At 72.6% G+C, this 25,795-nt stretch carries 22 protein-coding genes and 1 pseudogene; 18 read left to right on the plus strand and 5 right to left on the minus strand.

Annotation, left to right across the window (positions count from 1 at the left end):
- Positions 1-31: 31 nt before the first annotated feature.
- The gene (locus ACRRSS_RS25445) at positions 32-3,793 is read right to left on the minus strand and encodes a S8 family peptidase (protein WP_435973436.1); all 3,762 of its coding nucleotides are present in this window, start codon (positions 3,791-3,793) and stop codon (positions 32-34) included.
- Positions 3,794-4,026: 233 nt separating this feature from the next.
- Between ACRRSS_RS25445 and ACRRSS_RS25450 the strand changes: the two genes are divergently transcribed.
- The gene (locus ACRRSS_RS25450; RefSeq protein ID WP_351905697.1) at positions 4,027-5,010 is read left to right on the plus strand and encodes a helix-turn-helix domain-containing protein; all 984 of its coding nucleotides are present in this window, start codon (positions 4,027-4,029) and stop codon (positions 5,008-5,010) included.
- A gap of 191 nt (positions 5,011-5,201) precedes the next feature.
- Positions 5,202-5,684: a DUF456 domain-containing protein gene (locus tag ACRRSS_RS25455; protein ID WP_435973437.1), complete on the plus strand. Its 483-nt coding sequence runs from the start codon at positions 5,202-5,204 to the stop codon at positions 5,682-5,684.
- Between the two features lie 42 nt (positions 5,685-5,726).
- Here the strand turns inward: ACRRSS_RS25455 and ACRRSS_RS25460 are convergent, their stop codons facing one another.
- Positions 5,727-7,169: a bifunctional transcriptional activator/DNA repair enzyme AdaA gene (locus ACRRSS_RS25460; protein ID WP_435973438.1), complete on the minus strand. Its 1,443-nt coding sequence runs from the start codon at positions 7,167-7,169 to the stop codon at positions 5,727-5,729.
- Between the two features lie 74 nt (positions 7,170-7,243).
- Positions 7,244-8,359, minus strand: coding sequence for a ribosome small subunit-dependent GTPase A (gene rsgA / locus ACRRSS_RS25465; RefSeq protein ID WP_435973439.1), 1,116 nt, complete (start codon positions 8,357-8,359; stop codon positions 7,244-7,246).
- Positions 8,360-8,736: 377 nt separating this feature from the next.
- Between rsgA and ACRRSS_RS25470 the strand changes: the two are divergent.
- Positions 8,737-9,160 (plus strand): annotated as a pseudogene (locus tag ACRRSS_RS25470) (VOC family protein).
- Here the strand turns inward: ACRRSS_RS25470 and ACRRSS_RS25475 are convergent.
- Both ACRRSS_RS25475 and ACRRSS_RS25480 read right to left on the minus strand, forming a co-directional pair.
- A complete protein-coding gene (locus ACRRSS_RS25475) occupies positions 9,088-9,834 on the minus strand; it encodes a helix-turn-helix domain-containing protein (RefSeq protein WP_435973440.1) in 747 nt (248 codons plus the stop codon). The pseudogene ACRRSS_RS25470 and the gene ACRRSS_RS25475 sit on opposite strands and share 73 nt — an antisense overlap.
- Before the next feature lie 23 nt (positions 9,835-9,857).
- Entirely contained in the window at positions 9,858-10,982 is a 1,125-nt protein-coding gene (locus ACRRSS_RS25480; protein ID WP_435973441.1) for a YihY/virulence factor BrkB family protein, read from the minus strand.
- Positions 10,983-10,999: 17 nt separating this feature from the next.
- On the opposite strand from ACRRSS_RS25480, the gene ACRRSS_RS25485 reads away from it, so the two are divergent.
- The 15 genes from ACRRSS_RS25485 to ACRRSS_RS25555 all read left to right on the plus strand — a co-directional run bounded on the left by ACRRSS_RS25485 (position 11,000) and on the right by ACRRSS_RS25555 (position 25,760).
- Positions 11,000-12,658: an acyl-CoA dehydrogenase family protein gene (locus ACRRSS_RS25485; protein ID WP_435973442.1), complete on the plus strand. Its 1,659-nt coding sequence runs from the start codon at positions 11,000-11,002 to the stop codon at positions 12,656-12,658.
- A gap of 340 nt (positions 12,659-12,998) precedes the next feature.
- Positions 12,999-14,291 (plus strand): GAF domain-containing protein, encoded by a 1,293-nt coding sequence (locus tag ACRRSS_RS25490; protein ID WP_435973443.1) that lies wholly within the window; start codon positions 12,999-13,001, stop codon positions 14,289-14,291.
- 172 nt (positions 14,292-14,463) lie between these two features.
- A complete protein-coding gene (locus tag ACRRSS_RS25495; protein WP_435973444.1) occupies positions 14,464-15,033 on the plus strand; it encodes a GNAT family N-acetyltransferase in 570 nt (189 codons plus the stop codon).
- Between the two features lie 142 nt (positions 15,034-15,175).
- Positions 15,176-15,259, plus strand: a complete 84-nt coding sequence (locus ACRRSS_RS25500) for a putative leader peptide (RefSeq protein ID WP_349817346.1) — start codon at positions 15,176-15,178, stop codon at positions 15,257-15,259.
- Positions 15,260-15,395: 136 nt separating this feature from the next.
- Entirely contained in the window at positions 15,396-17,093 is a 1,698-nt protein-coding gene (locus tag ACRRSS_RS25505; protein WP_435973445.1) for a nitrite/sulfite reductase, read from the plus strand.
- 88 nt (positions 17,094-17,181) lie between these two features.
- Positions 17,182-17,361 (plus strand): hypothetical protein, encoded by a 180-nt coding sequence (locus tag ACRRSS_RS25510; RefSeq protein WP_435973446.1) that lies wholly within the window; start codon positions 17,182-17,184, stop codon positions 17,359-17,361.
- On the plus strand, positions 17,358-18,065 hold the full coding sequence (locus ACRRSS_RS25515) for a phosphoadenylyl-sulfate reductase (RefSeq protein WP_435973447.1): 708 nt from the start codon (positions 17,358-17,360) through the stop codon (positions 18,063-18,065). The genes ACRRSS_RS25510 and ACRRSS_RS25515 overlap by 4 nt, the downstream gene beginning before the upstream one ends.
- Entirely contained in the window at positions 18,065-18,646 is a 582-nt protein-coding gene (gene cysC, locus ACRRSS_RS25520) for an adenylyl-sulfate kinase (protein WP_351905747.1), read from the plus strand. The genes ACRRSS_RS25515 and cysC overlap by 1 nt, the downstream gene beginning before the upstream one ends.
- A complete protein-coding gene (gene cysD, locus ACRRSS_RS25525) occupies positions 18,643-19,578 on the plus strand; it encodes a sulfate adenylyltransferase subunit CysD (protein ID WP_435973448.1) in 936 nt (311 codons plus the stop codon). The genes cysC and cysD overlap by 4 nt, the downstream gene beginning before the upstream one ends.
- A complete protein-coding gene (locus tag ACRRSS_RS25530; RefSeq protein ID WP_435973449.1) occupies positions 19,578-20,921 on the plus strand; it encodes a sulfate adenylyltransferase subunit 1 in 1,344 nt (447 codons plus the stop codon). The genes cysD and ACRRSS_RS25530 overlap by 1 nt, the downstream gene beginning before the upstream one ends.
- A gap of 212 nt (positions 20,922-21,133) precedes the next feature.
- On the plus strand, positions 21,134-22,273 hold the full coding sequence (locus ACRRSS_RS25535; RefSeq protein WP_435973450.1) for an aliphatic sulfonate ABC transporter substrate-binding protein: 1,140 nt from the start codon (positions 21,134-21,136) through the stop codon (positions 22,271-22,273).
- Between the two features lie 41 nt (positions 22,274-22,314).
- Complete coding sequence (locus ACRRSS_RS25540; protein ID WP_435973451.1) at positions 22,315-23,109, plus strand: ABC transporter ATP-binding protein; 795 nt, start codon at positions 22,315-22,317, stop codon at positions 23,107-23,109.
- Complete coding sequence (locus ACRRSS_RS25545) at positions 23,096-23,983, plus strand: ABC transporter permease (protein WP_435973452.1); 888 nt, start codon at positions 23,096-23,098, stop codon at positions 23,981-23,983. The genes ACRRSS_RS25540 and ACRRSS_RS25545 overlap by 14 nt, the downstream gene beginning before the upstream one ends.
- 13 nt (positions 23,984-23,996) lie before the next feature.
- Positions 23,997-24,740 carry a sirohydrochlorin chelatase gene (locus ACRRSS_RS25550; RefSeq protein WP_435973453.1) on the plus strand — a complete coding sequence of 248 codons (744 nt, stop codon included), beginning with the start codon at positions 23,997-23,999 and terminating at the stop codon, positions 24,738-24,740.
- Positions 24,741-24,890: 150 nt separating this feature from the next.
- On the plus strand, positions 24,891-25,760 hold the full coding sequence (locus ACRRSS_RS25555) for a D-alanyl-D-alanine carboxypeptidase family protein (RefSeq protein WP_435975422.1): 870 nt from the start codon (positions 24,891-24,893) through the stop codon (positions 25,758-25,760).
- Positions 25,761-25,795 lie beyond the last annotated feature (35 nt).

A 25,795-nucleotide genomic window follows, 5' to 3' on the forward strand; every position in this document is an offset into this window, starting at 1 on the left:
CACGGGAAGGACGCCCGGCGGACCGGCGTGATCAGCGCACGTCGTAGGCGCGGACCACGGTCTGGGTGACGGAGTTGCCGTTGGCGTCCGTCAGTTCGGTCTTCAGGGTGACGGGCTTACCGGTCGCGCCCGCGTGGTTCACGGTCGCGCTCCACTTGCCGCCCTGCTGGGAGACCCGCGCTTCGGTCCAGGTCGTACCACCGTCGTAGGAGTACGAGAGCTTGGCCGAGGTGAGCGCCGCGGGGGTGTAGCCCGCGTGACCCGTCGCGGTGAGGCCGATGTGCTGGCCGTCGGTCGCGGCGAGGGTCTTGAGTCCGTCCTCCGGAAGGTCGTACCGGGGGAAGAGAATCGGGATGCCCTGAGAATAGACGCTCTCGTCAAGCTTGGAGGTGAATTTCCACACCGAGTTGACGGAGGTGGAGCGGGCCCACACCCTGCTGCCGATCTTCATGGTGTTCTGTTCGAGGGTGTACGTCCCGGCTTCGGCCGGTACCTCGAAGGCTCCGGACGGCCAGCCGGTCTCGCCGACGAGCTCGCCGTCGCGGCTCAGGCTGAGGTTGCCGATGTCGCCGAAGGAGCCGGGCTCGGCGTGGTGGGTGCCGTCGCCCCACATGGCGTTCGCGAAGCCGATGAGGTTGCCCTGCCGCTCGGAGACGAGGACCGGCTCGCCGCTGGTGTCGCGCGGCGCGGTGGGGGCGATGACGCCGTCGTACCACCGCTCGGTGCGCTTCTCGCCGGGCCGGTACGTGTGACGGGCGCCGATCATGATCTCCCCGAACGGGAAGCTGCTGTTGACCATCTGCTGCCAGGCGGTGTCACCGGTGGAGTAGTACTCGGTGCGGGTGCCGGGCGCCGGGACGGTCTCCATCGAGCCGAAGGAGACGCCGACGCCGTTCGGGCGGTACGCGGCCGGGAAGTCCGTGAAGTCGGCGGCGAGGCCGGCCGAGCCGTACGTGGAGTCCGTGCGGCCGAGCCGGGCGTCGCGTACCCGGTAGTCCTTGTCGCCGCGGACCTGACCGGTCTCGGGGAAGGCGAGGCTGTAGACGTACGGGCTCTTCGCGGTGGCCTTCCAGGCAAGGGTGACCTCGCCGGCCTTCAGCCTGCCCAGGAGCGCGGTCGCCTCGGTGGACGGGACGGAGAGGACCGGCAGTCCGAGCCCGGCGAAGCCGCCCGAGGGGTACCAGCGGCCGGCGGCCGTGTGGTGGGCCACGACGGCGACGGCGCCCGCGGCCTTGGCGTCCCGGGCGAGGGCGCCCGCGCTGGTGGAGTCGTCGGGAAGACGGACCAGGGCGACACGGCCCCGGACCCCGGCGGCCGCGAGCTCCTCGGGAGTACCGGTTCCGGCGTCGACGAGGCGGGCGGAACCCGTGCCGTCGAGGTTGTCCGAACCGAGGGTGGCGGTCAGCGGGTGCAGGGACAGACCGTCGGTGGTCCGCAGCGAGGTGATCTGCGGGGCGGCTGTCCGCCAGTAGCTGCCGAACTCGAAGTCGCCGTCGTCCGCGTCGCCCTCGACGGAGGCGTAGTAGCCGCGGAGGGTGCGGGGGCCCGCGGCGGTGCCGGCGTGCAGCCAGGCGTCGTCCCAGGAGCGGGCGAAAGCGAGGGTGGCGCCACGGAGTTCGGAGGCCTTGTCGGTGGTCACCGACAGCTTGTGGGCCTTGCGGGCGTCGAGGACGACCGTGGTGTCCTTCCTCAGCTCCAGCTGCGGCCGGCCGAGGTAGCTGAGCGAGTCGTTCAGCGTGGCGCCCTCGCCCGCGTCGGGCGTGGCGACGAAGGAGGAGAGGAAGTAGGCGCCGGGGCGCAGGCGGTAGACCTGGTCGGCGGATCCGTCGTTGAAGCGGCGCTCGCCGCTGGCGTCGTCGGTGCCGATGACGTCGAGGGAGGAGGCGCCGGAGGCGGGGTTGCCCTGACGGTCGATCAGCTTGACGCGGAGGGTGACGGTCTCGGGCTCCACGTAGAGGGAGAAGGGGGTCGAGACGTGGACGCCGCCCTTGCCGGTGGCGAGCACGCGGCCGGTGACCTCGCCGTACTGGGCGCGGTCGAGGCCGGCGGCGGGGTCGAGCTCCAGCGGGACCCGGACGGTGGCGCCGGCCGGGACGGTGACGGTGCGCTGGCCGAGGCGGGCGACCGAACTCCGCACGCGGGAGCCGTCGTTGCCGGTGACCTTCGCGACGGCCAGGTTCAGGGTGACCGGAGCGCCGGAGGTGTTGGTGTACGGGACGGAGACCGTGGTGCGGTCGCTCCTGTCCTGCGGCCAGTTGAAGGTGCCGCCCTGGACGGCGGAGGCGCCGAGTACCTTCTGGTCGATCGCGGCCTTGACGTCGAGGCGGCCGCCGCCGACCTCGCGGACGTCGCCGGGGAGGTCGCTCTCGGCGGAGGAGACGAGGGCGGCCTTGACCTGCTGGGCGGTCCAGTCGGGGTGGCGCTGCCTGACGATCGCGGCGGCGCCCGCGACGTGCGGGGTCGCCATCGACGTACCGGACATGGACTGGTACGCGTAGACGCCCCGGCCACCGGCGGCGGCCGCGGAGATGGCGACTCCGGGCGCGGCTATCTCGGGCTTGAGGGTGTGGTTGACGATCGTCGGGCCGCGGCTGGAGAAGTACGCGGTGGAGTCGTCGCGGTCGGTGGCGCCGACGGTGAGCACGCTGGGCGCGCAGCCGGGCGAGGAGACCGTGTTGAGGGTCGGCCCGGAGTTGCCGGCGGCGATGACGAACAGCGTGCCCTCGTTCTGGGCGAGTTCCTCGGCCGCGACGCTCATCGGGTCGGTGCAGTCGGTGGGGACGGGGCTGCCGAGGCTCATGGAGACGACGTCGGCGCCCTGGGCGACGGCCCACTCCATGCCCGCGATGATCCAGGAGGCGGCGCCGGAGCCGGAGTCGTTGAGGACCTTGCCGTTGAGGAGGGCCGCGCCGGGGGCGACACCTTTCTTCTTTCCGCCGCTCGCCGCGCCGGAGCCGCCGACGGTGGAGAGGGTGTGGGTGCCGTGGCCCTGGCGGTCGCCGGCGGTCTCGGAGTCGGTGAAGTTCTCCGAGGCGGTGACCCGGCCCTTGAGGTCGGGGTGCTCGGTGTCGGCGCCGGTGTCGAGGACGGCGACCTTGGTACCGGTTCCGTCGTAGCCGGCGGCCCAGGCCTCGGGGGCGTGGACCTGCTGGGTCGAGCGCTCCAGGGTGGCCTGGACCTTGCGGTCGAGCCAGAGCTTCCTGATCCCGGCGGCGGAGCGGGCCGCCGGGGCGTTGAGCTCGGCCCAGAACGTGGCGGCCTGCTTCTTCTCCGCGGTGAGCGCGACGCCGTCGACGGTCCTGAGGACCTGGCCGCGCTTGGCGCCGCGCGGGGCGGCGGGGACGGAGCGGGCGAGGTCGGAGCCGTAGACCGCGATGAGGGGCAGCGTCGTGGTGGCGGCGTCGTCGTAGCCCTGGCGGACGAGCCCGGTGACGTTGAAGAGCTCCTCGTCGACGCGTCCGGCGGCGAGCGCGGCGGCGGCGTCCTCGGGGTAGACGTACAGGTCCTGGCCGGAGCGGCGGGTCTGGACCAGGGGGACGGTGCCGTCCTGGCGGGGCAGGGCCGTGGCGGCCGGGTTTCCGTCGGCGTCGCGGGTGACCACGACGCGGTCCCCGGTGACGAGGGTCACCGTGGCGGCCCGGTCCCCGGCGCGGGCCGAGGCCTCGCCGCCTACCAGCGGTCGCTTGCCGGCCGTGTCGTCCTGCGGCTCGTTCGCCACGGACGGCGCGACCGCGGTGACGGCCAGGACGGCGGCGGTCGCCGCCCCCAGGGCCGTACGCGAAATCGGGCGCATCGCTCTCCCCATCTGATTCCGGAAAAAGGGCACAAGACACCCGTCTCCGGAGGCTGTTGGTGCTGCGGTGGCGCCACATTGGCAGAGGTGAGGGCGGTACAGGGATGATGGGCAAGGCGGGAATACGCCGTGGCCGTTTCCCGCCAGGTCACCAACGGAACGAATGCCTCCGGTGAATGTCCAGGGAAGATCCGGGGCGCACCGCCGGGGGTACGGCGAGGGGCGGGGCATCCATGCTGGGAGCGATAGGACTCGACGAGCGCCAGGAGTCCGCGTACCGGGCGCTGGTCGCGCTGGGCGCGGCCGAGGTGACCGACCTCGCGCACCGGCTCGCGCTGCCCGAGCAGGACACCGAGCGGGCGCTGCGCCGCCTCGAGTCGCAGGGGCTCGCCGCCCAGTCCTCGGCCAGGACCGGCCGGTGGGTGGCGGCGCCGCCGGGGGTCGCCCTGGGGGCGCTGCTCACCCAGCAGCGGCACGAACTGGAGCAGGCGGAGCTGACGGCGAAGCTGCTCGCCGAGGAGTACCGGGCGGAGGCCGCGGAGGCGGCCGTGCACGACCTGGTGGAGGTGGTGACGGGCGCGAGCGCCGTCACCCACCGCTTCCTGCAGCTCCAGCTGGGCGCGCAGGAGGAGGTCTGCGCCCTGGTGACGGGCAAGCCGATCGCGGTCTCCGGCATGGAGAACGACGCGGAGGAGCAGGCCGCCGGGCGGGGGGTGCGCTACCGGGTGGTGATCGAGCGCGAGGTGCTCACGCTCCCCTCCGGGCTGCTCGAACTCTCGGCGGCGCTCGGCCGCGAGGAGAGGATCCGGGTCGCGGACCGGGTTCCGACGAAGCTGGTGGTCGCCGACGGGAACCTGGCGATGGTGCCGCTGACCGGCCGGGGCGCGGAGCCGGCGGCGATCGTCGTGCACGCGAGCGGGCTCCTCGAATCGCTGATGGGCCTGTTCGAGTCGGTGTGGCGCGAGGCGCTGCCGCTGAGGCTCGGGGCGGGCGCGCAGATCACCGAGGACGAGGCGCCGGGCCCGGACGTGATGGACCTGGAGATCCTGTCGTTGCTGCTCGCCGGGATGACGGACGCGAGCGTGGCGAAGCAGCTGGACCTGGGGCTGCGGACGGTGCAGCGGCGGGTGAAGGGGCTGATGGAGCTGACCGGGGTGACGACCCGCCTGCAGCTGGGCTGGCACGCCTATGAGAAGGGCTGGGTGGCGCGGGGCTGAGACCGGCCGCGCGGGCCTGTGCGCCGTACGCGGCGGAGCCCACGCGTAAGCGGCGACCCGGGTGGCCACCGCGCGCCGTACGCGACCGAGCCCGGGCGGCCACCGCGCGCCCGTACGCGACCGAGCCCGGAGCGCACCCCGTATGCCGTGCGCGACCTGCGGGGACGCCGGTTGTGGGGGACCCTGGCTGCGTGGGTGTGTGGCAGCTCCTGATGATCGCGACGGTGATGCTGCTCGGCGTGTTCGGGGTGCTGACCCCCGGCGTGCCGGGGACGTGGCTGGTGTGGGCGGCGATGCTCTGGTGGTCGCTCCACGAGCGGACCGACCTCGCCTGGATCCTGCTGGCCTCCACGACCGGGCTGCTGCTCCTCACCCAGGTGGTCGTCTGGCAGCTGCCGCCCCGCCGTTTCCGGGGCGTGGGCATCACCCGGCGGATGGTGACGTACGCCGGTGCGGGCGCGTTCCTGGGTTTCCTCCTGATCCCGGTCGTCGGCGCGATCCCGGGCTTCGTCGGCGGGATCTACCTCTCGGAACGGCTCCGGCTCGGCGGCCACGGTCAGGCCAGGGCGGCGACCAGGACGGTGATGCGGGCGGCCGGCACGAGCGTGCTGGTCGAGCTGTTCGCCTGTCTGCTGATCGTGGGGGCGTGGGCGGGCGCGGTGTTCGGGGGCTGAGCCACCTGGTGGGTGGGATCACGCTGGGCCGAACGAAGGTCATCACGATCCGTCCGCGCCGGATCCACCGCCCGGGTCCGGACGCGGCCTCCGGGGCGGAGTCCTGAGGTAGCGGGCGGCGTAGGAGCGCCAGGGGCGCCACTCCTCCTCGTCCGGTCCGCCCGGCGGGGCCACGTCCGGGTCGCCGAGGGCCCGCATCCGGATCAGGGCGGCGGCCTCGGCGCTCACGCCGGGGACGGCGAGGAGGGCGGCCTCGGCCTCGGCGCGGTCGGCCCCCGGGTCGAGGCGTACGGCTCCGCCGGCGAGCGCGCGGGCCAGCGGGCCCGCGACGGGATGGCCGGTCAGCGCCCGGGGCTCCGGGAAGACATGGGTGAGGGTGCCACAGGCGGTGGCCAGCGGGGTGCCGTGCGGCTCGACGAGCAGGGCCGCCTCGGCCGCGCCGAGAACGGTCCGCAGGGCGAACTCCTCCGGTTCGGCCGTCCCCGGCGACCGTACGCCGGGCCGGGCGGCCACCTCGGCGGCGAGCCCGGGCGCCGCCCCGAGGCGCTCGGCGACCGCGTACGGGTCGGCGTCCAGGTCGAAGAGGCGGCGCAGCCGGTGCACGGCGGTCGTCAGGTCGCGCAGCTCGGTGAGGTGGATCCGGGCGTCGAGCCAGCGTCCGGCGGAGCTCTCGTCGACGGAGACGACGCCGGTGCCGTACGGGAGGCGGAGCGTGCGCCGGTAGGTGCGGGCGCCGGGGGTGCCGACGACCTCCTCCACGCGGGGCACGGCCTCGGCCGCGAGCAGGTCGAAGACCTCGCCGGCCGCGTAGGGGCCCCGGTGGGCGAGCCGCAGCGGGACCCCGGCGGCGAGCGCGGTCCGGGCTCCCGCGCCGCTGCCCGCCTCGGCGCGCAGGGCGGTGGGGGTGCGGGCGTAGACGGCGCGGATCGTCTCGTTGAACTGGCGGACGCTGGCGAAGCCGGCCGCGAAGGCGATCTCGGTCACCGGGAGGCCGGTGGTCTGGAGCAGCAGGCGCGCGGTGTGCGCCCGCTGGGCGCGGGCGAGCGCGACGGGCCCGGCGCCGAGCTCGGCGGTGAGCTGGCGCTGCACCTGGCGGGTGCTGTAGCCGAGGCGTCCGGCGAGGCCGGGCACGCCTTCGCGGTCGACGACGCCGTCGCCGATCATCCGCATGGCGCGCCCGACGACGTCGGCGCGTACGTCCCAGGCGGCGGAGCCGGGGACGGCGTCCGGCCGGCAGCGGCGGCAGGCCCGGAAGCCGTGGCCCTGGGCGGCGGCGGCCGTCGGGAAGAAGGCGACGTTCTGCCGTTTGGGGGTGACGGCGGGGCAGCTGGGGCGGCAGTAGATCCCGGTGGTCCGGACGGCGAAGAAGAACTCCCCGTCGAACCGCGCGTCCCTGCTGCTGACCGCCTCGTAGCGGGTGTCGTCGTCCCTCACGGGTTCCAGTGTGCGGCCGCCGATCGACCGGGGCTCGCGGTTTTCGGACACCGTGCACCCGGGGTACGTGGTGCCGGACCGCGCGTCCCCGGGGTGGTACGACCCCGGGGACGCGCGCGTACGGGCTAGCGCAACCGGCCGCTGCGCTTGAACTCTCCGGCGGCGCGGCCCGCGTCCCCCTTGCGCTTCCAGTCCTTGCGGATCTCGTTGCGCAGGCGGGCGTCGGTCTTGGCCACGAGCCGCTGGTTCTCGCGCAGGAGCTTGCGGAAGCTCTCCAGCCGGCGCACGGGCAGGGTGCCGTCGTCGATGGCCGCGAGCACCGCGCAGCCCGGCTCCGCCTCGTGGGCGCAGTCGGGGAAGCGGCACCGCCCGGCCAGCTCCTCGATCTCCGAGAAGACCTGGCCGACGCCGGTCTCGGCGTCCCAGAGGCCGACGCCGCGCAGCCCGGGGGTGTCGATGAGGACTCCCCCGCCCGGCAGCACGAAGAGGTTGCGGGTGGTGGTGGTGTGGCGGCCCTTGCCGTCGACGTCACGGGCGGCCTGGACGGTCATGACGTCGTGGCCGACGAGCGCGTTGGCGAGGGTGGACTTCCCGGCGCCGGAGACGCCGAGCAGCACGGTCGTGCCGCCGGCGACCACCGCGGCGAGCACGTCGAGTCCCTCGCCCGTGGCCGAGCTGAGGGGCACCACCCGCACGCCGGGGGCGACGGTCTCGACGTCGTCGACGAGGTAGGACAGCCCGACGGGGTCGGGCACGAGGTCCGCCTTGCTGAGGACGACGGTCGGCTGGGCGCCGGACTCCCACGCCAGGGCGAGGAAGCGTTCGATCCGGCCGAGGTCCAGCTCGACGGCGAGCGAGACGGTGATGACGGCGTGGTCGACGTTGGCGGCGAGGATCTGGCCCTCGGACCGCTTGGAGGAGGTGGACCGCGCGAACGCGGTCCGGCGCGGCAGGCACGCCCGTACGTATCGGGGGTCGCCGACACCCTCGGGGTCGACGGCGGCCCAGTCACCGGTGCAGACGACCCGGAGCGGATCGTGCGGGGTCACGAACGCCGTGTCGGCGCGCACGATCCCGTCGGCGGTGGCGACGTCGCACTGACCGCGATCGACCCGGACGACCCGTCCGGGGACGAGCCCCTGGGCGGCGTACGGCGCGAAGGCGGCGGCCCAGCCGGAGTCCCAGCCGTGGGCGTCGAGCAGCGAGGAGGAAGAGGTGACGGGGGAAAGCGGGAAAGACAAGGGGGACCCTTCACAGGGGTGGCCCCGGCACTGTGGGTGAGAAGAGTGAGGTCAGCCGGTGGCCACGGAGGTGGTGTGGATGAACTTCTGCGTGAGGGCAAGGCCCGTCGTGACGACAGCCATCGGTCACACCTCCTGTGGGTCTTCTCGCGTGGGTCTTCTCGCGTGGATCTTCGCGATCCTGTACGGGGAACACCGTAGCGGCACCGCTTCGGCGGGCGCCACCGGTTTTACCCGGGGTGCCGACGGGGCAATCGGCCGCCCCGCCGGGGTCGGCCGGGTGGCAGCGGGCGCGGTAGCGGTACGAGCCCGGGTCCCGGAAGCCGGCGTCCGTTTCGTTCAAGACCCGCCGGGAGCGCCGTGCCTACCGTGGCGGCATGGACACAGCACCTGACCTCACCCCCCGTCTCGACCTCGTCGGCGTCGTCGTCTCCGACATGGCCGCCTCACTCGCCTTCTACCGCCGCCTCGGTCTGGACCTCCCGGACGGGGCCGATTCCGCCCCGCACGTGGAGGTGGCGCTGCCCGGCGGGCTGCGGATCGCCTGGGACACCGAGGACCGTCGTGCGTTCCTTCGACCCCGGTTGGCGGCGGCCCGAGGGCGGGAACCGGATCGAGCTCGCCTTCCGGTGCGCCTCGCCGGGGGCCGTGGACGCGGTGTACGGGGAGCTGGTCGCCGCCGGGTACCGGGGGCATCTGAAGCCCTGGGACGCCGTCTGGGGCCAGCGCTACGCCGTGGTCCTCGACCCGGACGGGTGCGGGGTCTCGCTGTTCGCCGACGCCGCCACGGACGCCGCGTAGGCCCCCGGGGTCGTACCGGCGAGCGCGCGGGTCTCGCGGACGAGGTGGGCCTGGTCCGCGCAACCCGCGCGCAGGGCGGCCTCCGCCTGGGGCACGCCGGCCAGGATCAGGGCGAGGGCGCGCTGGAGCCGGAGGACGCGGGCGAGGGTCTTGGGGCCGTAGCCGAAGGCGTCCAGGGAGCGCCGGTGCAGTTGCCGGGCGCCGAGCCCGACCGCGCCGGCCGTCTCGCCGACCGCACGGCCCGCCGCGAGCCGTGCCACGACGGCCCGGAGCAGCGGGTCGGGCGCGGGGGCCCCGGCGGCCCGGCGGCGTACGAGCGCGTCCAGGGCGGCCGCCGGGTCGGGGGCCGCCGTGATCCGCTCGCCGAGCCGTCGCGCCTCGGCCTCGCCCCAGAGGGCGCCGAGGGCGATCCGCCGGTCGCGGAGTTCGTGGGCCGGTACGCCGAGGAAGCCGGGCGCGTCACCGGGGGCGAAGCGGATTCCGGCGTACCGCGCGGCGGTCTCCGCGGGCAGGTACGCGTGGGTGTCGGGTCCGGCGACGAGGAGGTGGCCGTCGGCCCAGATCAGGTCCATGCAGCCGTCGGGCAGGACCGGCCGGGTGCCCTCCGTGGCGGGGGCGGCGGTCCGGGTCCACAGGACGGCTCCGTCGAGCAGGGCGGGGCGCTCCTCGTACACCCCTCCAACCTAGCGGTACGGCCTCAGTCCTTCTCCCAGCCGGAGTGGAGGCGGGCCTTCACGTCGTCCGGGGGCAGGAACCTCGACCAGCGCTCGGGGAACTCGGAGGGCATGTCCGGGTCGTCCTCGTCGACGTCGTCCGCCTCGGCCCGGACCCGGGCGACGAGCTCCGCCGCCTGCACGGCGCGGGCCCGCTCGTTGGCCTCGCGGGCCGCGGCCGTGGCGACGGAGGGCCAGACGCGGTCGATGGCCGCGTTCACGGCGGCGCCGACGAGGACGGCGAAGGCCGAGATGCCGATCCACAGGAGGACGGCGATGGGGGCGGCGAGGGAGCCGTAGATCGTCGGGCCCTCGACCTGGCTGGTGAGGTAGATACGCAGCAGGAAGCTGCCGAGCACCCACATCCCGAGCGCGACGAGGGCCCCGGGGATGTCCTCGATCCAGGGCGATCTCACGGGCACGGACACGTGGTAGAGCGTGGTGAGGAAGGCGATGGAGAGCAGGATGACGGCCGGCCAGTACAGGACGGACACGACCTCCGTGCCCCAGGGGACGAGTTCGACGACCCGGTCGGGGCCGACGACCGCGAGGGGTAGCACGACGGCGCCGATGAGCAGGGCCACGAGGTAGAGCAGGAAGGCGAGCAGTCTGGTCTTCACGATGCCGCGGTGGCCGTCGAGTCCGTACATGACGGTGATGGTGTCGATGAAGACGTTCACCGCGCGCGAGCCGGACCAGAGGGCGATGGCGAAGCCGAGGGAGATCAGGTCGGCCCGGTTGCCCTGGGTCACGTCGTCCAGGATCGGTTTGGCGATGTCCTCGACGCCCCGGTCGGAGAGGACCGTTCCGGCGGCGCGGAGGATGTTCTCCTGGATGCTCGCCACGGTGTCCGTGTTCGTCCAGTCGTCGGCGTAGCCGAGGAGACCGATCAGACCGAGGAGCAGCGGCGGCAGGGACAGCAGCGTGAAGAACGCGGCCTCGGCGGCGAGGCCGAGGATCCGGTACTCGATGCACGAGTTGACGGTGTCCTTGAGGAGCAGCCAGACCATCTTCCGCTTCGAGACGTTGCGGTAGAGGACGCGCGCGCGGTGGAGCCTGCTCCAGGGCCGCCGCTCGGGCCGTTCGGGTGTTTCGCTTGCTGCCTGCACCTGCTTACCGTATCGGCATGGCAGCGACCACCCACACCGTGACCAACCAGCCTCCTCCCCTGGTGGGACATGACGTCTTCACGAGCGATCGGACACTGGCGGAGGCGGTCGAACGGCACCTCGCGCCGGAGGTCCTGACGGAGGCCCGCGAGGAGCTGGTCGTCCTCGGCCGGGCGGCCGGTTCGGCGCAGGTCCAGGAGTGGGGGGCGCGCGCGAACGAGAACCCGCCGCGGCTGCGGACCCACGACCGGTACGGCCACCGGATCGACGAGGTCGACTTCGACCCCGCCTGGCACCGGCTGCTCGGCAAGTCGGTGGAGGCCGGACTCACCGACGCGTGGGGCCGTCCGGGTGGTCATGTGCGGCGGGCCGCCGGGTTCCTGGTGATGTCCCAGGTGGAGGCGGGGCACGGCTGTCCCGTGTCGATGACCCACGCCGCCGTGCCCGCGCTGCGCACCGAGCCGGAGCTCGCGGAGGTCTGGGAGCCGGCGGCCACCTCGCACGTGTACGAGCGGGCGCTGGGCACGGTCGCGGAGAAGCCGGGCGTCCTGCTCGGGATGGCCATGACGGAGAAGCAGGGCGGCAGTGACGTCCGGGCGAACACGACGGAGGCGCGCCCGCTCGCGGCCGACGGGGAGTACGTCCTGACGGGTCACAAGTGGTTCTGTTCGGCCCCGATGTCGGACGCCTTCCTGGTCCTGGCGCAGGCTCCGGCGGGCCTCACCTGCTTCCTGGTGCCCCGGGTCCTCGCGGACGGTTCGCGCAACCCCTTCGCGATCCAGCGGCTCAAGGACAAGCTGGGGAACCGTTCGAACGCCTCCGCCGAGGTGGAGTTCGACGGGACGACGTGGGCGCGCCGGGTCGGCGGGGAGGGGCGCGGGCTGCGCTCGATCATGGGCATGGTCGCGGCGACGCGGCTGGACTGCGTCCTCGGTTCGGCGGCGCTGATGCGGCAGGCGGTGGCGCAGGCCCTGCACCACTGCGCGTACCGCGAGGCGTTCGGCGGGCCGCTGATCGAGAAGCCGCTGATGCGCAACGTCCTCGCCGACCTGGCCCTGGAGTCGGAGGCGGCGACGGTCCTGGCCATGCGTCTGGCGGCGGCCCAGGACGCCGCCGATGCCGACGGCGGCAGCGAAGCCGAACGGGAGCGGGCCCTGCTCCGCATCGCCGTGCCGGCGGCGAAGTACTGGGTCACCAAGCGGTGTACGCCGATGGTGGCGGAGGCCCTGGAGTGCCTGGGCGGCAACGGGTACGTGGAGGAGTCGGGGATGCCCCGGCTGCTGCGGGAGTCGCCGCTCAACTCGGTCTGGGAGGGCTCGGGGAACGTGCAGGCGCTCGACGTGGTGCGGGCGCTGCGGACCGAGCCCGCCTCGCTCGACGCGCTCCTGCGGGAGGTCGGGGCGGCGCGGGGCGCGGACCACCGGCTCGACCGGGCGATCCGGGGGCTCCTGGTCGAACTGGCGGACCTGGAGGGGATCGAGGCGCGGGCGCGGCGGCTCACGGAGCGGCTGGCGCTCGTCCTCCAGGGGGCGCTGCTGGTGCGGTGGGCGCCGCCGGAGGTCGCGGACGCGTTCTGCGCGGCGCGGCTGGGCGGGGACGGGGGCGCGGCGTTCGGGACGCTGCCGCACACCCTGGACCTGCGGGCGCTGGTGGAGCGGGCGCGGGTGGAGGCCTGAGGGAGCGCGACCGGGCGCGCGTCCGAGGGAAGGCGACCGGGCGCGCGTCCGAGGGGCGGGCGCCGGTGTCGCGGGAGGCTGTCCCGCGCGCACCAGGGGTGGACCGCAGGGGGTCGGCGCGCGCGGAAAAGCGGGGGTGGTGCTGCGCCGACACGGCACCACCCGCCGCTCTCACCAGCTTCACCCAGGGGGCCCCTCGGCGAACAGAGTTGCAAAGGGTTGCAGGATTACCCGAACCGGGCCTCGCCGGACGGTTCCGAACGGCACGATGGGCACCGACACTCCGGACATCTGCCCTGTGCAGAACCGATACAGCACCCCGGGTGGCTGGGAGAGACCGATGAAGAACACGCAGCTCGACATGAAGCGCCTCGCCACCATGGACGCCGCCCAGGCCACTCGGCTGCTGCACCGGGTACGCGAGGAGACCCTGGCGGGCCGTACGCCTCCGATCGCCCCCCGCCCCGTGATCGACGCGTCCTGGCAGCGGATGGCCCGGCTCGGGCTCGACCCCGACCAGGGCACGGAAAGTGTGCTGTTGCGGCGGGACGAGCTGGAGGAGCGGCGCAGGACCACGCTCCTCTCCGAGGTCATGCAGACGCTGAGCCGCGGACTGGCCGGCATCGCCGACACCTCCCTGCAGATCATGGTGGTCACCGACGAGCACGGCCGGGTGCTGTGGCGGCAGGGGAACCTCTCGGTCCTGCGGCAGGCGAACGGCATCTGTCTTGAGGAGGGCGCGGCCTGGACCGAGCACGCCACCGGCACCAACGCGGTGGGGACGGCCCTCGCCATGGGCCGGGCGGTGCAGGTGCACTCCGCCGAGCACTACCTGCAGACGCTCCACAACTGGACCTGCGCCGCCGCGCCCGTGCACGATCCGCGCGACCGGCGGCTGCTCGGCATCCTGGACGTGAGCGGCCCCGCGTCCACCTTCCATCCGGCGATGCTGGCCCTGGTCGGTTCGGTGGCCCAGCTCGCCGAGGCGGAGATGCGGGAGCGGCACCGCGGATCGGTGGAGCGGCTGCGCGCGGTGGCCGCGCCGATCCTCTGCCGGGTGGGGGGCCGGGCGATCGTCGTGGACACCCACGGCTGGACGGCGGCGGTGACGGGGCTCGCGCCGGTGGACCGGATCCCGCTGCCGAAGTCGTTCCGGTCCGGCCGGCTGTGGCTGCCCTCGCTCGGGGTGTGCGCGGTGGAGCCGCTGCCCGGCGGCTGGCTGCTGCGGGTCGAGGAGGAGACGCCGGCCGAGGTGCCGGGCGCGGCGGCGGCGAGCCGGGTGGTGCTCGATCTGAGCCGGCCGCGCCGCTGGACGGTGTCCGTCTCGGGGGCGGCGGGCAGCTGGCAGCAGGAGCTGAGCCCCCGGCACGCGGAGCTCCTCTATGTACTGGCGGTGCACCGGGACGGGCGGACGGCCGCGGAGCTGGCGGACGACGTCTTCGGGGACCGTACGCGGACGGTGACCGTACGGGCCGAGATGTCCCGGGTGCGCCGGAACCTGGCCGGGGTCCTGGCGCACCGCCCGTACCGCTTCCGCGAGGAGGTCGCGGTGGAGGTCCTGCGCCCGGAACGCCCGGCGGACCTGCTGCCCCACTCGGTGGCACCGGCGGTACGGGCGGGGGCGCCCGGGTAGCGGCCCGGTACGCGCGGGGCCCCGGGTAGCGGCGTGGCGGCCCGGTACGCGCGGGGCCCCCGGGTAGCGGCCGGTCCGGGCGTGTCCACCATGCGGACGGCCGTCCTGCCGCCTGCCCCGCGGGGCAGGGCCCGCTCTGGGAATCCGGCGCTCCGCATGATGCGATGACCCCATGAGCATCACTCTCACCACCTGGTCCCTCGAACAGACCTCGCCCTCCGACCTGGTCCCCGCCACCCCGCCGGAGGGCGACGACATCACGGTCCGGCGCGCCGAGGTGCCCTCGGCGGAGTTCAGCCGCTTCCTCTACACCGCGGTCGGCGGCGACATCCGCTGGGCCGACCGGCTGTCGCTGACCTACAAGCAGTGGCAGGAGATCGTGGAGAAGCCGGGCGCCGAGATCTGGGTGGCGTACGACAGGGGGACGCCGGCCGGGTACGTGGAGCTGGACCCGCAGGACGACGGCACGGTGGAGATCGTCTACTTCGGCCTGATCCCGGCCTTCCGGGGGCGCCGCATCGGCGGCCACCTCCTCTCGTACGGGGTGGCCCGGGCCTGGGACCTGGCCGAGCGGTGGCCGGAGCGCGAGGCGACGAAGCGCGTCTGGCTGCACACCTGCTCGCTCGACGGACCGCACGCCATGGCCAATTACGAGCGGCGCGGCTTCCGGCTGTTCGACACCAAGGTCGAGGAGACCGAGGAGACCGAGACGCCCGGTCCGTGGCCGGGCGCCCACGCCTGAGTCCACCGAGATCCGCCGAAGGGGCCCTGGTCAGGGCCCCTTTCGCGTGACCCACACCACATCATCTCGACAAGCGAGACGACTATGTCCGCATCCTGGACGATGCTGGACTGGGTCCAAAGTCCCATGACACGCTTCCGTCATGTCTGGAACTGGAATTGCCTTGGTGAGTCGGCGGCACGTCGACCTGGGCCGTATGTCCAGCGCCATCTGTCCGGTGCGCTGAGAGAACCAGCACCGCCGCGATCTCCTTTCAGCACGACTCTGCCCCGCCCTGCTGCGCACTGACGCGCCACCCTCCGACCTGAGCGCCAGTGTGCAGGTCAGAGCCGCCCTCTCGCAGTCCCGAAGGACACAACGCCATGGCCGCCACCCCGGAAAACCCCACTCCCGCCGCCGCCCGCCGCAAGGCCGGGCGCCACCGTGGCGAGGGTCAGTGGGCCGTGGGGCACTTCACCCCCCTGAACGGCAATGAGCAGTTCAAGAAGGACGACGACGGTCTCAACGTCCGGACACGTATTGAGACGGTCTACTCGAAGCGCGGATTCGACTCCATCGACCCCAACGACCTGCGCGGACGCATGCGCTGGTGGGGCCTCTACACCCAGCGCAAGCAGGGTCTGGACGGCACCAAGACGGGCGTCCTGGAGCCGGAGGAGCTGGACGACGAGTACTTCATGCTCCGCGTCCGCATCGACGGCGGCCGGCTGACCACCGAGCAGCTGCGGGTCATCGGCGAGATCTCCGAGGAGTTCGCCCGGGGCACGGCCGACATCACCGACCGGCAGAACGTCCAGTACCACTGGATCCGCATCGAGGACGTGCCCGAGATCTGGAACCGCCTGGAGGCGGTCGGCCTGTCCACCACCGAGGCCTGCGGCGACACCCCGCGCGTCATCCTCGGCTCCCCCGTGGCCGGGATCGCGGCGAACGAGATCATCGACGGCACGCCCGCCATCGACGAGATCTACCGCCGGATCGTCGGCAACAAGGACTTCTCCAACCTGCCCCGCAAGTTCAAGTCCGCGATCTCCGGCTCGCCGCTCCTCGACGTGGCGCACGAGATCAACGACATCGCCTTCGTGGGCGTGCACCACCCGGAGCACGGCCCCGGCTTCGACGTCTGGGTCGGCGGCGGTCTCTCCACCAACCCCAAGCTCGGCGTCCGCCTCGGCACCTGGGTCTCCCTCGACGAGGTCCCGGACATCTACGAGGGCGTCATCTCGATCTTCCGCGACTACGGCTACCGCCGGCTGCGCAACCGCGCCCGCCTGAAGTTCCTCGTCGCCGACTGGGGCCCGGAGAAGTTCCGCCAGGTCCTGGAGGACGAGTACCTCCACCGCAAGCTGACCGACGGCCCCGCCCCCGAGCAGCCCGCCGGCCGCTGGCGCGACCACGTCGGTGTGCACCGGCAGAAGGACGGCAGGTTCTACGTCGGCTTCGCGCCCCGCGTCGGTCGCGTCGACGGCACCACCCTGACGAAGATCGCCGCCGTCGCCGAGGCCCACGGCTCCGGCCGGGTCCGCACCACCGCCGAGCAGAAGATGCTCGTCCTCGACGTCGAGGAGGCGCAGGTCGAATCGATCGTCGCCGCCCTGGAGGCGCTGGACCTGCGCGTCACCCCCTCGCCGTTCCGGCGCGGCACCATGGCCTGCACCGGCATCGAGTTCTGCAAGCTCGCGATCGTCGAGACCAAGGCGCGCGGCGCCTCGCTCATCGACGAACTGGAGCGCCGCGTCCCGGAGTTCGACGAACCGCTGACGATCAACATCAACGGCTGCCCGAACGCCTGCGCCCGCATCCAGGTCGCGGACATCGGCCTCAAGGGCCAGCTGGTCCTGGACGACGAGGGCAACCGCGTCGAGGGCTACCAGGTGCACCTGGGCGGCGCGCTCGGCCTGGAGGCCGGCTTCGGCCGCAAGGTCCGCGGCCTCAAGGTCACCGCGACCGAGCTCCCCGACTACGTGGAGCGGGTCCTCAAGCGCTTCCAGGCGGAGCGCGAGACCGGCGAGCGCTTCGCCACCTGGGCGGCCCGCGCCTCCGAGGAGGCGCTGTCGTGAGCGACGCACGCGCGGCCACCGGGCCGCAGCCGACGACGCAAGCCGCGCGTCCGCGCCGCGCGGGCGGAGAAGCGATCAAGGAGGCACTGTGAGCGAGCGTGCCGCACCGTTCCACTGCCCCTACTGCGGCGACGAGGACCTGCGTCCGAACGAGCAGGGTCACGGCGCCTGGGAATGCGCCGCGTGCAGCAGAGCCTTCCAGCTGAAGTTCCTGGGGCTGCTCGCCCCGGGGACTTCGGGCAACACCGCTGGAGGGGAAGAGATATGACGATCGCCCAGGACGTCACCACGGCCGACCTCAAGGCACTCGCCGAACAGGCCGGCCGCGATCTGGAGGACGCCTCCCCGCTGGAGATCCTCCGGTGGGCCGCCGACACCTTCGGCGAGGGCTTCTGCGTCACCTCGTCCATGGAGGACGCGGTCGTCGCCCACCTCGCCTCCCGGGTCCGGCCCGGCGTGGACGTCGTCTTCCTCGACACCGGCTACCACTTCGAGGAGACCATCGGCACCCGCGACGCCGTGGACGCCGTCATGGACGTCCACGTCATCACCCTGACGCCGCGCCGGACCGTGGCCGAGCAGGACGCCGAGCACGGGCCGAGGCTGCACGACCGCGACCCCGACCTGTGCTGCGCGCTGCGCAAGGTCAAGCCCCTCGAAGAGGGCCTGACCCGCTACCGCGCCTGGGCGACGGGCCTGCGCCGCGACGAGTCCCCCACCCGGGCGAACACCCCGGTCGTCGGCTGGGACGAGAAGCGGCGCAAGGTCAAGGTCTCCCCCATCGCCCGCTGGACGCAGGACGACGTCGACGCGTACGTCACGGAGCACGGCGTCCTCACCAACCCGCTCCTCATGGACGGGTACGCCTCCGTCGGCTGCGCCCCCTGCACCCGCCGCGTCCTGGAGGGCGAGGACGCCCGCGCCGGACGCTGGGCGGGCCGGGGCAAGACCGAGTGCGGACTGCACGGCTGATGACGACGACCCCCCACCCCTCTTCAGAGACCTCCCGGGAGAACCACGTGACCGGTGCCACCATCTGGCTCACCGGCCTGCCGAGCGCCGGCAAGACCACCATCGCGTACGAGCTGGCGGGCCGGCTGCGCGACGAGGGCCACCGTGTCGAGATCCTCGACGGCGACGAGATCCGCGAGTTCCTCTCGGCGGGCCTCGGCTTCACCCGCGAGGACCGGCACACCAACGTGCAGCGGATCGGCTTCGTCGCCGAACTGCTCGCCTCGCACGGCACGCAGGTCCTGGTCCCGGTCATCGCGCCGTACGCCGACAGCCGCGAGGCCGTCCGCAAGCGGCACCACGCCGAGGGCACCGCCTTCGTCGAGGTGCACGTGGCCACGCCGGTGGAGGTCTGCTCCGTCCGTGACGTGAAGGGGCTCTACGCCAAGCAGGCAGCGGGCGAGATCAGCGGGCTCACCGGCGTCGACGACCCGTACGAGGCACCCGAGACGCCCGATCTGCGGATCGAGTCCCAGAACCAGACCGTGCAGGAGTCCGCGGCGCAGCTCCACGCGCTGCTCACCGAGAAGGGTCTGCTGTGACCACTGTCGCTCATGTCCACGACACCACGGGCAGCCCGTTCGCGCTGTCGCACCTGGACTCCCTGGAGTCCGAGGCCGTCCACATCTTCCGTGAGGTGGCGGGTGAGTTCGAGCGGCCGGTGATCCTCTTCTCCGGCGGCAAGGACTCCATCGTCATGCTGCACCTGGCGCTGAAGGCCTTCGCCCCGGCGCCGGTCCCCTTCACGCTGCTGCACGTCGACACCGGGCACAACTTCCCCGAGGTCCTGGAGTACCGCGACCGCGTCGTCGCCCAGCACGGCCTGCGGCTGCACGTCGCCTCCGTCCAGGAGTACATCGACGCCGGCAAGCTGCGCGAGCGTCCCGACGGCACCCGCAACCCGCTGCAGACCGTGCCGCTGACCGAGGCGATCCAGCGGCACCGCTTCGACGCCGTCTTCGGCGGCGGCCGCCGCGACGAGGAGAAGGCCCGCGCCAAGGAGCGGGTGTTCAGCCTCCGCGACGAGTTCTCGCAGTGGGACCCGCGCCGCCAGCGCCCCGAGCTGTGGCAGCTCTACAACGGCCGGCACGCGCCCGGTGAGCACGTCCGGGTCTTCCCGCTCTCCAACTGGACCGAGCTCGACGTCTGGCAGTACATCCAGCGCGAGAGGATCGACCTCCCGGAGATCTACTTCGCCCACGAGCGCGAGGTGTTCGCCCGCGCGGGCATGTGGCTCACCGCCGGCGACTGGGGCGGCCCCAAGGAGTCCGAGACGGTCGAGACGCGGCTGATCCGCTACCGCACCGTCGGCGACATGTCCTGCACCGGCGCCGTCGACTCCGACGCCACGACGCTGGACGCCGTCATCGCCGAGATCGCCGCCTCCCGCCTCACCGAGCGGGGCGCGACCCGCGCCGACGACAAGATGTCCGAGGCCGCGATGGAAGACCGCAAGCGCGAAGGGTACTTCTAATGAGCACGTCCACCGAGCAGCTGTCCGAGCAGCTGGCGGCCACCACCCTGTTGCGCTTCGCCACCGCCGGCTCCGTCGACGACGGCAAGTCCACCCTGGTGGGCCGGCTGCTGCACGACTCCAAGTCGGTCCTCGCCGACCAGCTGGAGGCCGTGGAGCACGCCTCGCGCTCCCGGGGCCAGGCGGCGCCCGACCTGGCGCTCCTGACCGACGGTCTGCGGGCCGAGCGCGAGCAGGGCATCACCATCGACGTGGCCTACCGCTACTTCGCGACGCCCCGCCGCCGCTTCATCCTCGCCGACACCCCCGGGCACGTGCAGTACACCCGGAACATGGTCACCGGCGCCTCCACCGCCGAACTGGCCGTGGTCCTCGTCGACGCCCGCAACGGCGTGGTCGAGCAGACCCGCCGGCACGCCGCCGTCGCCGCGCTGCTCCGCGTCCCGCACGTGGTCCTGGCCGTGAACAAGATGGACCTGGTCGACTACCGGGAGCCCGTCTTCGCCGCGATCGCCGAGGAGTTCACGACGTACGCCTCCGAGCTCGGCGTCCCGGAGATCACCGCGATCCCGATCTCGGCGCTCGCCGGCGACAACGTCGTGGAGCCCTCCGCGAACATGGACTGGTACGGCGGCCCGACGGTCCTCGAACACCTGGAGACCGTCCCGGTCAGCCACGACCTGAGGGCCTGCCACGCACGGTTCCCCGTGCAGTACGTGATCCGTCCGCAGACCGCCGAGCACCCCGACTACCGGGGCTACGCCGGTCAGATCGCGGCCGGGGCCTTCCGGGTCGGCGAGCAGGTCACCGTCCTGCCGTCGGGGCGGACCTCCACGATCACCGGCATCGACGCGCTCGGCGAGTCGGTGGACATCGCCTGGGCCCCGCAGTCGGTCACGATCCGGCTCGCCGACGACATCGACATCTCGCGCGGCGACCTGCTCGCCCCGAGCGGTGACGCGCCGGCCACCACCCAGGACATCGAGGCGACGGTCTGCCACGTGGCGGACCATCCCCTCGCCGTCGGCCAGCGGGTGCTGCTCAAGCACACCACCCGCACGGTCAAGGCGATCGTCAAGGAGATCCCCTCGCGGCTGACCCTGGACGATCTCTCCCAGCACCCGAACCCGGGCCAGCTGGTCGCCAACGACATCGGCCGTGTCGTGGTGCGCACGGCCGAGCCGCTCGCGCTCGACGCGTACGCGGATTCGCGCCGTACCGGTTCGTTCCTGCTGATCGACCCGGCGGACGGCACCACGCTCGCGGCGGGCATGGCGGGCGAGTCCTTCGCCACCGCCAAGGCCGTCGCGGTCGTCGCGGACGAGGAAGGGTGGGACTTCTAGACCATGGTCACCGACATCTACTCGACCTTCGCGAAGGAGGGTGGCCGCGTAGGCAGCGGCACCCTCGGCAGCGGCCAGGGAGGGGTGGCGCGATGTGCGCGATGACGTACGCGCACCGCATGCGCGCCCACACCCCCCACGAGCCTTACCCGCCCCTGCCACACCGCCGAAGACGTGCGTCATGAGACCACGTGTCGAGAGGAAAGCCTCCCGTGTCTGCCAACGGAAACTCCCGCACCACCCGTAAGACGCTCCGCCGCAGCATCGTCGCCGCCGCCGCACTGCCGCTCCTGGTCGGTGCCCTCGCCTCCTGCGGCTACGGTGCCGAGGCGAAGAAGGACGAGTCCGCGGACAAGAAGGCCCCGGTCGCGGCCGACGCGAAGAAGCTCTCCGCCTCCGAGGTCCGGATCGGCTACTTCCCGAACCTGACGCACGCCACCGCCCTGATCGGCGTCCAGGACGGCCTGATCCAGAAGGAACTGGGCGCCACGACGCTGAAGCCGCAGACCTTCAACGCCGGCCCGTCCGAGATCGAGGCGCTGAACGGCGGCTCTCTCGACATCGGCTTCATCGGCCCCTCGCCCTCCATCAACGCGTACGTCAAGTCCAAGGGCAAGAACCTGCGGATCATCTCCGGCTCCGCCTCCGGCGGCGTGAAGCTGGTCGTGAACCCGGCGAAGATCAAGACCCTGGACGACCTCAAGGGCAAGAGGATCGCCACCCCGCAGAAGGGCAACACGCAGGACGTCGCCCTCCTCAACTGGATCGCCGAGAAGGGCTGGAAGGTCGACCCGGAGTCCGGCAAGGGTGACGTCTCCGTCGTCCGCACCGACAACAAGGTCGCCCCGGACGCCTACAAGTCCGGCTCCATCGACGGCGCCTGGGTGCCCGAGCCGACCGCTTCCAAGCTGGTCTCCCAGGGCGCCAAGGTCCTGCTCGACGAGACGACCCTGTGGCCCGAGAAGAAGTTCGTGATCACGAACATCATCGTGTCGCAGAAGTTCCTCGCGGAGCACCCGGACGTGGTCGAGGCCGTGCTGAAGGGCACGGTGAAGACCAACGAGTGGATCAACGCCAACCCGGACAAGGCGAAGGCCTCCGCCAACGAGGCGCTGAAGAAGGAGTCCGGCAAGGCCCTGGCCGACAAGGTCATCGACCCGGCGTGGCCGAGCATCGCGATCACGAACGACCCGCTGGCCGCGACGCTGAAGACCCAGTCCGAGTGGGCCGTCAAGGCCGGGCTGATCAAGCAGCCCGACCTGGCCGGGATCTACGACCTGACGCTCCTCAACAAGGTGCTCAAGGCCGCCGGTCAGCCCGAGGTCTCCGACGCCGGTCTCGGCGCCAAGTAACCGCCACGTCCGAGAATCCGTAACCCCAGGAGGTGACGACCATGGCCACGACGCTCGCCAAGGCTGCCGACGGCACCGTAGCGGAGCAGACGCACGCCGCCCGGATCGAGCACGTCTCGAAGTCCTTCTCCGGCCCGGCCGGTGCCCAGCTCGTCCTGGACGACGTCAGTCTCGACATCGCGCCCGGCGAGTTCGTCACCATCCTGGGGGCATCGGGGTGTGGCAAGTCCACCCTGCTGAACCTCGTCGCCGGACTCGACCGGCCGACCCAGGGGTCCATCGCGACCCCGGGCGGCCGGCCGGCCCTGATGTTCCAGGAGCACGCCCTCTTCCCGTGGCTGACCGCGGGCAAGAACATCGAACTCGCCCTGCGACTGCGCGGGGTGCCCCGGGCCGAGCGGAAGCCGGAGGCCGAGCGGCTGCTCGAACTGGTCCGGCTCGGCGGCGCGTACGGCAAGCGGGTGCACGAGCTGTCCGGCGGCATGCGGCAGCGCGTGGCCCTGGCCCGGGCGCTGGCCCAGGACAGCCAACTGCTGCTGATGGACGAGCCGTTCGCGGCCCTGGACGCCATCACCCGCGACGTGCTGCACGGCGAGCTCACCCGTATCTGGGAGGAGACGAACCTCTCCGTCCTGTTCGTCACCCACAACGTGCGCGAGGCCGTGCGCCTCGCGCAGCGGGTGGTCCTGCTCTCCTCCCGGCCCGGCCGGGTGGCCAAGGAGTGGACCGTGGGGATCCCGCAGCCGCGCCGCATCGAGGACGCGGACGTGGCCGAGCTGTCCCTTGAGATCACTGAACACCTGCGTGGGGAGATCCGCCGCCATGGCCAGCACTGACACCGCCGCGACGGCCAGGAAGGACGATCTCGCCGGCCTGGAGGCCGGCCTTGACGCCCTGGACGCGGTCGAGATCCGCCGGACCCCGGTCCGCGAGGTCCTCGTCAAGAAGGTCCTCCCGCCCACCCTGGCCGTCGCCCTGGTCCTCGCGGTCTGGCAGGTCCTCGTCTCCGCGGGGATCACCGAGGAGACCAAGCTGCCCGCGCCGTCCGCGGTGTGGGCCGGCCTGACCGACATGTGGCTCCAGGGCACCCTGCTCGAAGTCATCTGGACCAGCGTCTCCCGGGGCCTGGCCGGCTTCCTGCTCGCCCTCGCCATCGGCACCCCGCTGGGGCTCCTCGTGGCCCGGGTGAAGTTCGTGCGCGCCGCGATCGGCCCGATCCTCTCCGGGCTGCAGTCGCTGCCCTCGGTGGCGTGGGTGCCGCCGGCGGTCCTCTGGTTCGGTCTGAACGACGCGATGATGTACACGGTGATCCTGCTGGGCGCCGTCCCCTCCATCGCCAACGGTCTGGTCTCCGGTGTGGACCAGGTCCCGCCGCTGTTCCTGCGGGCCGGCCGCACCATGGGCGCCACCGGCCTCAAGGGCACCTGGTTCGTGGTCCTTCCGGCCGCGCTGCCCGGCTACCTGGCGGGTCTGAAGCAGGGCTGGGCGTTCTCCTGGCGCTCGCTGATGGCCGCGGAGATCATCGCCTCCTCCCCCGACCTGGGCCTCGGCCTCGGCCAGTTGCTGGAGAACGGCCGCAACAACATCGACCTGCCCGGCGTGTTCCTGGCGATCCTGCTGATCCTGGTCGTCGGCATCGCCATCGACCTGCTGATCTTCAGCCCGCTGGAGCGGTGGGTGCTCCGCAGCCGCGGCCTCCTGGTGAAGTGAGCTCTGAACGACCGTGAACCACCCTGTCCTCCTCGTCATCGCCCACGGCAGCCGTGATCCGCGGCACGCCGCGACCGTCCAGGCGCTGGTGCGCCGGGCCGGCGCGCTGCGGCCGGGGCTGCGCGTGGAGACGGCGTTCCTGGACTTCACCCTGCCGTCGGTGGCGGGCGTGCTCGACCGGCTCGCCGCCGACGGGGTGCGGGACGTGGTGGCGCTGCCGCTGCTGCTGACCCGGGCCTTCCACGCGAAGGCCGACGTCCCCGCCGTCCTGCGGCAGGCCCCTCCGTCGCTGCGGATCCACCAGGCGGAGGTCCTAGGCCCCTCGCCGCTGCTGATCGCCGCGGTGGAACGGCGGTTGTACGAGGCCGGGCTCACGCCCGGCGACAAGAGCGCGACCGGGGTCGTCCTGGCCTCGGCGGGCTCCACCGACCCGGAGGCGATCGCGGTGATCGCAGAAACGGCGCGGGAGCTGCGGCGCACCGGTTGGTGCTCCGTGCGGCCCGCGTTCGCCTCCGCATCCCTCCCCCGTACGGAGGACGCCGTGCGGGCGCTCCGTGCCGAGCCGGGCGTCCGGCGGGTGGCCGTCGCCCCGTACGTGATCGCCCCGGGCCGTCTGCCGGACCGCATCGCGGCGGGCGCGGCCGGGGCGGACGTCCTGGCCGCCGTGCTGGGCCCGTCACCCGAGCTGGCCTCGCTGCTCCTGGAGCGGTACGACGGGGCGCGCGCGGCCCGGCGTCCGGTCGCGCGCACGGCCTGAGCGGGGTCTCGGGAAAGCGAGTAAGATCACGCCCTCTTCCGTGCATCCATGGGGCCCTCTCGTGCGTCTTCTGTGCGCCGGGTCCGTCCGGACCCGGAGGACATCGATTCCTACCGAGGGCAGAAGACTTTGCTGACTCCGACACTCGGCCTGCGCAGTGCCGTGACCGTCTCGCTCACGGCCTCGGCCGTTCTGGCCGGCGGCCTGTTCGCAGGCCAGGCGCACGCTGCCGCGCCGCCCACCCCGTCGATCACCGCGCCGGGCGGGTTCGTCATGAACAACGGGACGGGCACGACGCTGTTCGGGAAGGCCGCGGACACCCGCCGCTCGACCGGCTCCACCACCAAGATCATGACCGCGAAGGTGGTGCTGTCCCAGCGGGGCCTCAACCTGGACGCCAAGGTCACGGTCCAGAAGGCCTACAGCGACTACATCGTCTCGAAGAACGCCTCCTCGGCCCGGCTCATCGTCGGGGACAAGGTGACGGTCCGGCAGCTCCTCTACGGCCTGATGCTGCCGTCGGGTTGTGACGCCGCCTACGCGCTGGCCGACAAGTTCGGCACCGGCACCACGCGGGCGGCCCGGGTCAAGTCGTTCATCGGCAAGATGAACGACGAGGCGCGGAAGCTGGGTATGCGAAACACCCACTTCGACTCGTTCGACGGAATAAGCAATGGGAGCAACTACTCCACTCCGCGCGATCTGACGAAGCTCGCGAGCAGTGCGATGAAGAACTCCACGTTCCGCACCGTCGTGGGGACGAAGTCCACGAAGCAGAAGGTGACCACCAAGACCGGTGGCTACCGGTACATGGCGTGGAGCAACACGAACAAGCTCCTGAGCACGTACAGCGGCGCGATCGGTGTGAAGACCGGTTCGGGTCCGCAGGCCAAGTACTGCCTGGTCTTCGCGGCCACGCGCAACAACAAGACGGTCATCGGCACGGTGCTCGGTTCGTCGAGCGAGACGAACAGGGCCGCCGACGTCAAGAAGCTGCTGGACTACGGCTTCAAGCGCTGACGTCTCCCCGCTGCCTCCCGTTCGCGGGAGGCAGC

Origin of the sequence: Streptomyces sp. Qhu_M48, assembly GCF_051305195.1 — a bacterium.
GTDB lineage: Bacteria > Actinomycetota > Actinomycetes > Streptomycetales > Streptomycetaceae > Streptomyces.